This window comes from Streptomyces varsoviensis (assembly GCF_000718635.1).
Lineage (GTDB): Bacteria > Actinomycetota > Actinomycetes > Streptomycetales > Streptomycetaceae > Streptomyces > Streptomyces varsoviensis.
This window is the reverse complement of sequence record NZ_JOBF01000003.1, coordinates 622,848-633,994: the sequence shown is the minus strand read 5'-3', so window position 1 is coordinate 633,994 and position 11,147 is coordinate 622,848. Positions and strand designations below refer to the sequence as shown.

The 11,147-nt window shown below is 71.9% G+C and carries 8 protein-coding genes; 4 read left to right on the top strand and 4 right to left on the bottom strand.

Features of this window, described 5'->3' with window-relative positions; genetic code table 11:
• The first annotated feature begins 36 nt into the window (after window positions 1-36).
• The 3 genes from IF55_RS07245 to IF55_RS07235 all read left to right on the top strand — a co-directional run bounded on the left by IF55_RS07245 (window position 37) and on the right by IF55_RS07235 (window position 3,868).
• Window positions 37-498 carry a VOC family protein gene (locus IF55_RS07245; protein ID WP_030889979.1) on the top strand — a complete coding sequence of 154 codons (462 nt, stop codon included), beginning with the start codon at window positions 37-39 and terminating at the stop codon, window positions 496-498.
• 280 nt (window positions 499-778) lie between these two features.
• Window positions 779-2,530, top strand: coding sequence for a TIGR03767 family metallophosphoesterase (locus IF55_RS07240; protein WP_030889981.1), 1,752 nt, complete (start codon window positions 779-781; stop codon window positions 2,528-2,530).
• Window positions 2,531-2,662: 132 nt separating this feature from the next.
• Window positions 2,663-3,868: a serine hydrolase domain-containing protein gene (locus IF55_RS07235; protein WP_030889984.1), complete on the top strand. Its 1,206-nt coding sequence runs from the start codon at window positions 2,663-2,665 to the stop codon at window positions 3,866-3,868.
• Between the two features lie 133 nt (window positions 3,869-4,001).
• Here the strand turns inward: IF55_RS07235 and IF55_RS07230 are convergent, their stop codons facing one another.
• The gene (locus tag IF55_RS07230) at window positions 4,002-5,048 is read right to left on the bottom strand and encodes a hypothetical protein (RefSeq protein ID WP_048831625.1); all 1,047 of its coding nucleotides are present in this window, start codon (window positions 5,046-5,048) and stop codon (window positions 4,002-4,004) included.
• A gap of 180 nt (window positions 5,049-5,228) precedes the next feature.
• Window positions 5,229-7,865 carry an aminopeptidase N gene (pepN, locus tag IF55_RS07225; RefSeq protein ID WP_030889988.1) on the bottom strand — a complete coding sequence of 879 codons (2,637 nt, stop codon included), beginning with the start codon at window positions 7,863-7,865 and terminating at the stop codon, window positions 5,229-5,231.
• A gap of 139 nt (window positions 7,866-8,004) precedes the next feature.
• On the opposite strand from pepN, the gene IF55_RS07220 reads away from it, so the two are divergent.
• Complete coding sequence (locus IF55_RS07220) at window positions 8,005-8,640, top strand: mycothiol-dependent nitroreductase Rv2466c family protein (protein ID WP_030889990.1); 636 nt, start codon at window positions 8,005-8,007, stop codon at window positions 8,638-8,640.
• A 165-nt stretch (window positions 8,641-8,805) separates the two neighbouring features.
• On the opposite strand, the gene IF55_RS07215 is transcribed toward IF55_RS07220, so the two are convergent.
• Both IF55_RS07215 and IF55_RS07210 read right to left on the bottom strand, forming a co-directional pair.
• Window positions 8,806-9,447, bottom strand: a complete 642-nt coding sequence (locus IF55_RS07215) for a superoxide dismutase (RefSeq protein WP_030889992.1) — start codon at window positions 9,445-9,447, stop codon at window positions 8,806-8,808.
• 189 nt (window positions 9,448-9,636) lie between these two features.
• On the bottom strand, window positions 9,637-11,064 hold the full coding sequence (locus tag IF55_RS07210; RefSeq protein ID WP_048831623.1) for an amino acid permease: 1,428 nt from the start codon (window positions 11,062-11,064) through the stop codon (window positions 9,637-9,639).
• Window positions 11,065-11,147: the final 83 nt, after the last annotated feature.

Sequence of the window (11,147 nt, the reverse complement as noted above, 5' to 3'; positions counted from 1 at the left end):
AGCGGCCCGGGCCGCTCCCGGCGGGAGGGGAACCCCATGGCCTCGGCCAAGCTGCGCACCGGGCACGTCGGCCTCAACGTCACCGACATCGACCGCTCGATCGCCTTCTACACCCGCGTGTTCGGCTTCGAGGTGCTCCGCGAGGGCGCGGCCGACGCGGGCGAGGGCCGCCGCTTCGCCTTCCTCGGCCGCGACGGGGAGCTGGCCGTCACGCTCTGGCAGCAGGCCGGCGGCCCGTACGACGGCGACCGCTCCGGGCTGCACCACCTCGCCTTCGAGGTCGACCGGATCGAGGACGTACGGGCCGCCGAGGCCGTGCTGCGCTCCATCGGCGCGGACTTCCACTACGAGGGCGTCGTGCCGCACGGCCAGGGCACGCCGTCCGGCGGAGTCTTCTTCCACGACCCGGACGGCATCCGGCTGGAGCTCTTCGCCCCGTCGGGCGCGGAGGGGCTGGCGGCGCCGGTGGTGGAGGCGCCCACGTGCGGGTTCTTCTGAGCGGCCCGCTGTCCGCCCCGCTGCCCGCTGCCTGACGTCCGACTGCCGGGGGTGGCGCGCCCGGCGCGTTCCCGCGCCCGGTGAACTCCGTGTGAGCGCCGCCGCTCCATTCGGCGAGCCCCGTATGGCGATTCGCACCCGCCAAGATCGATGTGAAGCGATCGGCGGCGGCCGTTGCCACCGCGTTAACGCTCAGGTCATCCCCGATGCCAACGATCCTGTGTGACGGGCCGGCCACGGCCGCCGGCCGCATTCGCGTTCGCACTCGGGGAGACAGCGCATGTCACGCAGGTCCCGCATCCGCTCCGCAGCCGCCGCCGTCGACCGCCGTACGTTCCTCACCGCCACGGGCGCCGTCGGCGCCGCCACCGGGCTCGGCCTCGCGTTCGGGCCCGGCGGCGGCTCGGCGACCGCGTCCCCGCCCGTTCCGCCCGGCGCCGCCGAGCGGCTCGGGGCCGCCGCCCGCAACGTCCACACCCTCCCCGCCGCGCCTTCGGTGAAGGGCACCACGCTCGCCTCCGTGGCCGCCCCGCGCGGCAGCGGCCCGTTCCGCAGACTCGGCGACGGCCCCGGCTGGCCCCGGCAGACCCGCACGGACCTCGCCGCCGCCAAGAAGGGCCGGGCCGACCGCCGCACCACCGTCGCCTCCTTCGTGCAATTCACCGACCTGCACCTCACCGATGTGCAGCACCCATTGCGCTACGAGTTCTTCCGGGCCGGCAACACCGGCTCCTGGCGGCCCCACGAGGCGCTGACCATGCCCGGCGTCGTCTCGCTCATCGAGCGCGTCAACGCGCTGCGCACCGGCCCCGCCACCGGCTCGCCGCTCTCCTTCGCCATGACCACCGGCGACAACGGCGACAACAACTCGAAGGCCGAACTGGACTGGTTCCTCACCGCCATGTCCGGCGGCCGGATCACCCCGAACACCGGCCACCCCACCCACTACGAAGGCGTGCAGAACAGCGGCCTGAAACTGTTCTGGCACCCCGAGAGCCCGCTGCGCGACGCCGACAAGCAGCGCGGCTTCCCGCACCTGCCGGGCTATCTCGCCGCCGCCACCCGCACCGTCAACAGCCCCGGCCTCGCCATCCCCTGGTACTCCACCTACGGCAACCACGACGGGCTCTCCGGCGGCTGCTACCCCGGCGTCGGCAGCTTCATAGCCGACGTCGCCACCGGCGACCGCAAGCTCCAGATCATCGGCGCCGCCGAGGCCAAGCGCATCATCGACGGCGAGGCCGGCGGCGTGGACCCCAAGGGCAAGCGCATCGAGGAACTGCTGCGCGCCCACCGCGGGGACACCCGCACCATCACCCCCGACCCGCGCCGCGCCCCCACCACCGTCCGCGACTACCTGGCGGCCCACCTCGACCCGGCGCACACCGGCGCGGGCCCCGTCGGCCACGGCTACGGCAAGGACAACCTCGACGCGGGCACCCTCTACTACGCGTTCCCGGTCTCCGACCGCGTCATCGGCATCAGCCTCGACTCCACCGACCCCGGCGGCCACTACCAGGGGTCGCTGGGCACCGCGCAACTCCGCTGGCTGGAACGGACCCTGACCGAGCACCAGGACCGGTACGCGCTCATTTTCAGCCACCACCCGAGCTGGAGCATGAACAACGCGACGCCCGACCCGGCCCACCCGCGCGAGGCCCGGCACGAGGGCGACGAACTGCTCGCCGTGCTCCGCCGCCACCGCAACGTGCTCGCCTGGATCAACGGCCACAGCCACCGGAACAAGATCGCCCCGCGCGGCACCTTCTGGGAGATCTCCACCGCCTCGCACGTCGACTACCCCCAGCTCGCGCGCGTCATCGAGGTGACGGACAACCACGACGGCACCGTCTCCCTCTTCACCACCCTCGTCGAGTCGGCCGCCCCGTACCGCACCGACTTCCACGACCTCTCCCAGACCGGCCTGGCCGCCCTCTACCGCGAACTCGCCTTCAACGCGCCGGGCCGGAGCACCGACCTCGCAGGCACACTCGGGGACCGCAACACCGAACTCCTGCTGCCCCGCCGCTGATCCGCCGCCTGCGCCCGTACCCACGCCCGCACCCGTGGCCGCTTCCGCCGCCCCTCACGGAGGGTGAAGCAACGGTACGGGCCGTCCCGGAGTCCTCTCGGTTGCATGTCCGCAACCGTTGGAGGAATCCACATGACCACGCGCACGGTAAGGAACGGACTGATAGGCGCGGCGGTGAGCGCCGCGCTGACCGTGGCGGCGCTCGCCGCCCCCGCACAGGCGGAGACCGCCCGGGGCCACGGCCACGCCGCCACCCAGCGGGCCATGGACGCCCAGGTGGCGGCCGGAGCGCCGGGCTCCCTGGGGCAGGCGCGGGACGAGCACGGGACCTGGAACGGCGCGGCGGGCGTCGCCGACCTCAGAACGGAGCGCCCCCGCAAGGCCGCCGACCGCTTCCGGATCGGCAGCATCACCAAGGCGTTCGTCTCCACCGTCCTGCTGCAACTGGAGGCCGAGGGGGAGCTCGACCTCGACGACACCGTCGAGCACTGGCTGCCCGGCGTGGTCCAGGGCAACGGCAACGACGGCAGCAAGATCACGGTCCGCCAGCTCCTCAACCACACCAGCGGGATCTTCAACTACACCACGGACCCCGCCATGGTCCACGAGCTCACCGACGGCTTCCTCAAGCACCGCTACGACACCAGCACCCCCGAGCGGCTGGTGTCCATCGCCATGTCGCACAAGCCGGACTTCAAGCCCGGCACCGCCTGGAACTACTCCAACACCAACTACATCCTCGCCGGGATGATCGTGGCCAAGGTGACCGGCCACTCGTACGCCACCGAGATCGAGCGGCGGATCATCGAGCCGCTGGGGCTGCGCGCCACCTCGCTGCCCGGCACCTCGGCCAGGATGCCGAACCCGCACGGACGCGCGTACAGCCCGCTCACCGCCGAGCCGAACGCCAAGATCCACGACGTCACCGAGCTGAACCCCTCCTGGGGCGGCTCGGCCGGCGAGATCATCTCGACCACCGGCGACCTCAACCGCTTCTACCGGGCGCTGATCGGCGGCGAACTCCTGGAGCCGAAGCAGCAGAAGGAGCTGCTGACCACCGTCGCCGTCGACCCCGCCAACACCTCCTTCCGCTACGGCCTCGGCGTCGCCTGGGCGAAGCTTCCCTGCGGCAAGGAGATCTGGCTGCACGACGGCGGCATCCACGGCTCGCTCTCCCTGGCGACCGCCACCCCGGACGGCCGCCACACCGCCGCCTTCAACCTCAACGGCGACTGGGCGGGCGAGTGGGGCTCCGTGATGGAGGCCGAGTACTGCGGCAAGGCCCCGGCCCCGAAGCCCGGATCACCGCTGAACAAGGCGCTCGCCACACTGCGCTGACCCGGGCCCGAGACGCTTCGTACGGCCCGGCCGGCCGCGCCCTAGTAGCTCCGCTACGAGGACCTTCCGGCGCCTTGCGATCGCACGCACCAGACGCCGTGCGCTGTTCCGACCAGGGATATGACACAGGCTCTCACCTCGGCAACACCACCACGTACGCGGCCGGGTCGCGGTCCTCCGCCGTGATCAGGGCGGTGCGGACCACCGCGGCCTGTTCCGCCGGCGCCTCGCGCAGCCGGGTCGGCGAGAGGTGGACGACGGTGATGCCGAGCCGTTCCAGCAGTTCCCGGCGGCGGGCGCGGTCGCGGCGCACGGCGTCCGCGTCCGCCTCGGCGCACGGCGAGCGCACATCGATCTCCACCGCCACGGCCTGCTCGGGCCAGTACGCGTCCACGCCGCCCAGCGACGGGCCGCCGGCCGTGCGCAGTTCGACGTTCCACACGGGCTCGGGCAGCCCGTGCCCGCGCACCATGGCGTACAGCGCCGCCTCCGCGATCGCCCGCCCCTCCGCGAGCAGGGAGTCCACGGCGTCGACCACGTGCGGCCGGGTCAGCAGCCGGGCCCGGGCCAGCTCCCGCACCGCGGCGCCCGCCTCGCAGTGGCTGCCGCGCACCGCCTCCGTCAGCAGCCGCCGCACGGCGACCGGCTCCTGGAGCCGGGTGACCGCGTCGGCGAGCGCACGGGGCACGGGGGCCACCGGCACCCCGGTGACCTCCTGCGGCTCCGGCAGCTCCACGGCCCGTACGACCTGCACGAACCCGGTGGAACGCAGCCGGCGGGTGCGCGGCACGAGCACGCCGATCCGGTCCAGGGAGAGCAGCGGGGGAGCGGCGGCGAACCGGCGCAGCGCGAGCGCCGCCAGGCCGGTGACCATCGCCTCGCCGTACGGGCCCGGCCCGGCCGCCGATCCCGCGCGCCGGGACTGCGACGGCACGCCCTGCGGCCGGTGGGCGGTGTAGAGCAGCGCGGCGTGCAGCCGCTCCTCGCCGGTGGGCGGCCCGGGGTGGAGCAGGAAGACCCCCGGCAGCAGTTGCTGCCAGGGGCCTCCCGGGCGGCAGCGGTCGGCGGCCTCGGCGCCGCCGACGCCGTACTCGCGCAACTGCCGGGTGGTCAGCACGCGCCGCCGCACCGTGTCGAGGGGGCGTGGAGGGCGCGCGGAGAGCGGGGTGTCGTGGTCCATGAACCGGCGATTCCCGCGCGCCGTCCGTCTCCTAACCGCTGTTACACGCTCGTCGGCAAATCAGGACAAGGCCGCCCTAAAGTACGGGCGTTCGACTGCCGAAAACACCCCGGCGGGCGTCCGGCGCCCGAACGGCCGGACGGGGCGCCCACCCCGCCCGGCATCCGTACGGGCCGTCGCTCAGCGGTCCCCGGCCGCCGCGTCGCACTCCTGGGCGCGCAGGGCGCGCGCCAGGTCGTCGCGCTCCTCCAGGACCAGCCGGCGCAGGGCCGCCGGGGTGTCGCCGGCGGGGTGCTCGGTGAGCCAGGCGTCGGCCGCCGCCAGCGTCGCCGGGTCGTCCTGGAGGGCCGGGAAGAGCCCGCGGACGATCGCCATGCCGATCTCGATGGACCGCTCCCGCCAGACGCGGTCGATGGCCGCGAAGTACTTCGGCGCGTACGGCGCGAGGAGTTCGCGCTGGCCGGGTTGGCCGAAGCCGGAGATGGTGGCCTCGACCAGCGCGTTGGAGAGCGCGTCGGACTCCACGACCGTCGCCCACGCCTGGTCCTTGACGGCCGCCGAGGGGCGCGCGGCCAGGCAGCGGACCTGGTGGCGCTTGCCGGAGGCGGTGTCGTCGCGGGCCAGCTCGGCGGCCATCACGCTCTCGTCGGCCACGCCGTGCGCGGCGAGCGGTTCCAGCAGCGTCCAGCGCAGCTCCTGGTCCACGTCGAGCCCGTCGATCTTCGCGGTCCCGTCGAGGAGGCCGCGCAGCAGTTGCAGATCGGCGTTCTCGCCCGCGACCTGGGCGAAGAACCGGGCCCACGCGAGCTGGTGGCCGCTGCCGGGCTCGGCGAGCCGCAGCTCGCTCAGCGTCGCCTCGGCGAGCAGCCGGCCGCCCTCGGACCGCCCCTCGGGAGCGGTGTAGTGGGTGAGCGCGGTCTGCGCCCAGGCGTGGAGCATCTGGAGCACGCCGATGTCGGTCTCGGCCCCGCCGAACCGGCGCACCAGGTCGAGGAAGTCGCGGGCGGGCATCAGGGCGTCCCGCGTCATGTTCCACAGCGCGGACCAGCACAGGGCGCGGGCGAGGGGGTCGGTCAGCTCGTCCAGGTGCGCGCGGAGCGTGGCCAGCGATCCCTCGTCGAAGCGGACCTTGCAGTACGTCAGGTCGTCGTCGTTGACGAGGATCAGCTCGGGGCGCTCGGCCCCGGCCAGCTCGCCGACGACCGTGCGGGGTCCGGAGACGTCCACTTCGGCACGGGCGTAGCGGACGAGCTTCCCGTCGGCGTTCTCGCGGCGGTAGAGGCCGACGGCGACGCGGTGCGGGCGCAGCTCGGGGTGGGACTCGGCGGCCTCCTGGAGCACGGCCAGTTCGGTGAGGCGTCCGGCGGCGTCGTAGGTGGCCTGCGGGGTGAGCGAGTTGACGCCGGCGGTCTGGAGCCAGGAGCGCGCCCAGCCGGCCATGTCGCGGCCGGAGGTCTCGGCGAGCACGGAGAGCAGGTCCTCCAGGGTGGTGTTGCCGTACGCGTGGCGCTTGAAGTAGCGCCGGGCGCCTTCGAGGAACGCGTCGCGCCCCACGTACGCCACGAGCTGCTTGAGCACGGACGCGCCCTTGGCGTAGGTGATGCCGTCGAAGTTGAGCTTGGCGTCCTGGAGGTCGTCGATGTCGGCGGTGACCGGGTGCGTGGAGGGCAGTTGGTCGGCGCGGTACGCCCAGGACTTGCGGCGGTTGGCGAAGGTGATCCAGCCGTCCTTGAACCGGGTCGCCTCGACCAGCGCGAACGCGCCCATGAAGTCGGCGAACGACTCCTTGAGCCACAGGTCGTCCCACCACCGCATGGTCACCAGGTCGCCGAACCACATGTGCGCCATCTCGTGCAGGATGACGTTGGCCCGGCCCTCGTACGACGCCTGCGTCACCTTGCCGCGGAAGACGAACTCCTCGCGGAAGGTCACGCAGCCCGGGTTCTCCATCGCCCCGATGTTGTACTCCGGCACGAACGCCTGGTCGTACTTGCCGAAGGGGTACGGGTAGTCGAAGTGGTCGTGGAAGAAGTCCAGGCCCTGCTTGGTGACGGTGAAGATGTCCTCGGCGTCGAAGTGCTTGGCCAGCCCCTTGCGGCAGAGCGCGCCGAGCGGGATCTCCAGGGTGCTGCCGTCGTCGAGGGTGCGGCGGTAGTGGTCGCGGACGTAGTGGTACGGGCCGGCGACGACCGCCGTGATGTACGTGGAGATCGGCCGTGTACGGACGAAGCGCCAGGTGGCGGCGGCCGTACCGGCCGCGGTGGCCTCGGCGGGGGCCGGCTCGCCGTCCTGCGCGCCGTTGCTCAGCACGGTCCACTCGGCCGGGGCGGTCACCTCGAAGGCGAACGGGGCCTTCAGGTCGGGCTGCTCGAAGCAGGCGAAGACGCGGCGGGAGTCGGCGGGCTCGTACTGCGTGTAGAGGTAGACCTCGCCGTCCTCGGGGTCGGTGAAGCGGTGCATGCCCTCGCCGGTCCGGCTGTACGCGCACTGGGCGTCCACCACCAGCACGTTCTTGGCGGCCAGCCCCTCCAGCGCGACGCGCGAGCCGTCGAAGACGGCGGCCGGGTCCAGCTCCGTGCCGTTCAGCTCGACCCTGGTCACCGACGGGGCGAGGAGGTCCACGAAGGTCGCGGCGCCCGGCTCGGCGCAGTCGAAGCGGATGGTGGACACGGAGCGGAAGACGCGCGGCGCCCCCGGCTCGGCGCCGCCGCCCGGCCCGACGGCGGACCGCAGATCGAGCGCCACGTCGTAGCTCTCCACGGTCAGCAGGCGGGCCCGCTCGCGGGCCTCGTCACGGGTCAGGTTCTCACCGGGCACGACGTGTCTCCCTTTGCTGCGTCTGCGTTTCCACTGCGTTTCGTCTGCCGAACACTTGGAATCATGGCACGGTGCCAGGTTGTTGAATCGCTGACCGAGGCCGTTGGCGCCCGGCGGTGTCCCGACAAGGAGAGTGCCCGTGTCCGAGACCGTCAAGATCCCCGCCGATTTCTGGTTCGACCCGCTCTGCCCGTGGGCGTGGATGACCTCCCGCTGGATGCTCGAAGTGGAGAAGGTCCGCCCGGTCGAGGTGCGCTGGCATGTGATGAGCCTGTCCGCGCTCAACGAGAACAAGCTCGACGAACTGCCCGAGAGGTACGTCGGCCTCACCGACACCGGCTGGGGCCCGGTGCGGGTATGCGTCGCGGCGGCCCAGCGGTACGGCGACGAGGTGCTGGCCCCGCTCTACACCGCGCTCGGCACCCGCATCCACCTCCACCGGATGGGGCGGGGCCGCGACATGATCCTGGCGGCGCTGGAGGACGCCGGGCTGCCGGCGGACCTGGCCGATGCCATGGACTCCGGCGCGTACGACGACGCGGTGCGCGCCTCGCACAAGGAGGGCATCGACCTGGTCGGCCAGGACGTCGGCACGCCGATCATCGCCGTGCCGGGCCCCGACGGCGAGCGCATCGCCTTCTTCGGCCCCGTCGTCACCCCGGCCCCCAAGGGCGAAGAGGCGGCGAAACTGTGGGACGGCACCCTGATGGTCGCCTCCCTCCCCGGGTTCTTCGAACTCAAACGCACCCGCACCAAGGGCCCGATCTTCGACTGAGCGGCCCCCTGGGTTCGTACGCTGTGCACGCGCGCCGCATACAGAACGGCCCCCGCGAGTCATGTCCTCGCGGGGGCCCTTCCTTGATCCGCCTGCCAGGCGAAGGTTGAGAAGACGATCACGAGGCAGGACGTTCTCCGGAGCGGCGCCGTGCGGCGCCGTTCGTCACGGAGCGAGCAGCAGGTTGTTGGCCCGCTCCTTGGCGGCGGCGTAGCGCTTGGCCACGTCCTGCCAGTTGACGACCTGCCACATCGCCTCGATGAAGTCCACCTTCTGGTTCTTGTACTGAAGGTAGAAGGCGTGCTCCCAGGCGTCGAAGACCAGGATCGGGACCGAGCCCTGGCCGACGTTGCCCTGGTGGTCGTAGATCTGCTCGACGATGAGGCGGCCGGTGACCGGCTCGTAGGCGAGGACGCCCCAGCCGGAGCCCTGCGTGGTGGCCGACGCCTTGGTGAGCTGCGCCTTGAACTTGGCGAAGGAGCCGAAGGACTCCGCGATGGCGTCGGCGAGGCCGCCCACGCCGTCCTTGTCCAGCGGCTCGCCGCCGCCGTCGCCGGTCATGTTGTGCCAGTAGATGGAGTGCAGGATGTGGCCGGAGAGGTGGAAGGCCAGGTTCTTCTCCAGGCCGTTGATCGCCCCCCACTGGTCCTTGTCCCGGGCCTCCTCAAGCTGCTCCAGGGTGTCGTTCGCACCCTTGACGTACGCCGCGTGGTGCTTGTCGTGGTGCAGTTCGATGATTTCGGGGCTGATGACCGGAGCCAGCGCCGAGTAGTCGTACGGGAGTTCAGGAAGTGTGTAGATGGCCATGCCGAGCCCTCTCCGACTGCGTGTTGCAATTAACTTGCAGGTAGACGCTACCAGCAGGAGCGATTCAAACGCGGGAAAGGGTGGCGTCCTGCGACAAAAGACCGAGGCGGGGTAGGTCCTGAAGATCAGGACCTACCCCGCCCCAGGTCAGGGACGTGCGCGCGGGGGGAAGCCGGCGCTTACGCGGCGTCAGTTCCGCGCGGTCACCGCCCGCTGCCGCACGTACCCGATGAGTGCCAGTACGGCCGTCAGCCCGGCGGTGAAGTAGAGTTGGAGCCGGGTGTCCTCCTCGCGCAGCATCAGCGCCAGCACCCCGAGGATGGCGATCAGGGCGATCCAGGTCAGGTACGGGAAGAACCACATCCGCACGACCAGCCGCTCCGGCGCCTCGCGCGCCAGCCGGCTGCGCGACAGCAACTGGGTGGCGGCGATGAACGCCCACACCACCAGCACGGCGGCGCCGGTCATGTAGAGCAGCCACTTGAAGACCGTGTCCGGCCACCAGTAGCTGAGCAGCACCGCGAAGAAGCCGAAGGCGGAGGAGGCGAGCACGGTCAGCCGGGGCACGCCGTTGAAGGTGCGGCCGAGGAACTTGGGGCCCTGGCCGCGGGCCACCAGCGAGTACGCCATCCGGGACGCGCCGTAGATATTGGCGTTCATCGCGGAGAGCAGGGCGATCAGCACGATGACGTTCATGATCTGACCGGCCGCCGGGATGTCCAGGTGGTTGAGGACCGCGACGTACGGGCCGTCCTTGACGACCGCCTTGTCGTCCCACGGGATCAGCGTGACGACCACCAGCATCGAGCCGACGTAGAAGAGGGCGATGCGCCACATCGCGGTGCGGACCGCCTTGGCGACGCCCCGTACCGGGTGCTCCGACTCGGCCGCGGCGATCGTCACCGTCTCCAGGCCGCCGTACGCGAACACGGACGCCAGCAGGCCGACGATCAGGCCGTTCAGGCCGTTCGGCAGGAAGCCGCCGGCGCCGGTGAGGTTGTCCGCCCCCGGCGAGCCGGTGCCCGGCAGCACGCCGAGGATGGCGAGCACGCCGAGCAGCAGGAAGATGCCGATCGCGCCGACCTTCAGCGTCGCGAACCAGAACTCGAACTCGCCGAAGTTGCCCACCGCGGCGAGGTTCGTGCCGCAGAAGAGGACCATGAACAGCAGCACCCACATCCACGAGGACGTGCCGGGGAACCACGAGACCATGATGGCCGCCGCGCCTATCGCCTCGGCCGCGATGCCCACGCACAGCTCGACCCAGAACATCCAGCCCGCGGTGAACCCGGCCCACGGGCCCATGGCGCGCTCGGCGTGCACGGAGAAGGTGCCGGAGGCCGGGTTGGCCGCCGACAGTTCGCCGAGCATCCGCATCACGAGCATCACCAGCAGCCCGGATATCGCGTACGCGAGCACGATGCCCGGCCCGGCCTTGGCGATGCCCGCGCCCGACCCCACGAAGAGGCCCGCGCCGATCACCCCGCCCAGCGCGATCATCGACAGGTGGCGCTGTTTGAGGCCGTTCGACAGTGATGCGTCGCCGGGCGCGGTCGGGACGCCGGTGGCGTCGGCGACCTCGCGCTCATGCGCGGAGGACGCAGGTGTCCGAGTCATGGTCGTGGCAGTCCTCAGGCGTGAGATCGGTAAGGAGGGACCTCAGTGTGGGGCGACTGTCCGCTCAGGACAACAGGCGTGAC

What these genes read in the sequence shown, in the direction of transcription:
- IF55_RS07245 (WP_030889979.1), top strand. Translation starts at nt 37, where the DNA reads ATGGCCTCGGCCAAGCTGCGCACCGGGCACGTCGGCCTCAACGTCACC.
- IF55_RS07240 (WP_030889981.1), top strand. Translation starts at nt 779, where the DNA reads ATGTCACGCAGGTCCCGCATCCGCTCCGCAGCCGCCGCCGTCGACCGC.
- IF55_RS07235 (WP_030889984.1), top strand. Translation starts at nt 2,663, where the DNA reads ATGACCACGCGCACGGTAAGGAACGGACTGATAGGCGCGGCGGTGAGC.
- IF55_RS07230 (WP_048831625.1), bottom strand. Translation starts at nt 5,048, where the DNA reads ATGGACCACGACACCCCGCTCTCCGCGCGCCCTCCACGCCCCCTCGAC.
- IF55_RS07215 (WP_030889992.1), bottom strand. Translation starts at nt 9,447, where the DNA reads ATGGCCATCTACACACTTCCTGAACTCCCGTACGACTACTCGGCGCTG.
- IF55_RS07210 (WP_048831623.1), bottom strand. Translation starts at nt 11,064, where the DNA reads ATGACTCGGACACCTGCGTCCTCCGCGCATGAGCGCGAGGTCGCCGAC.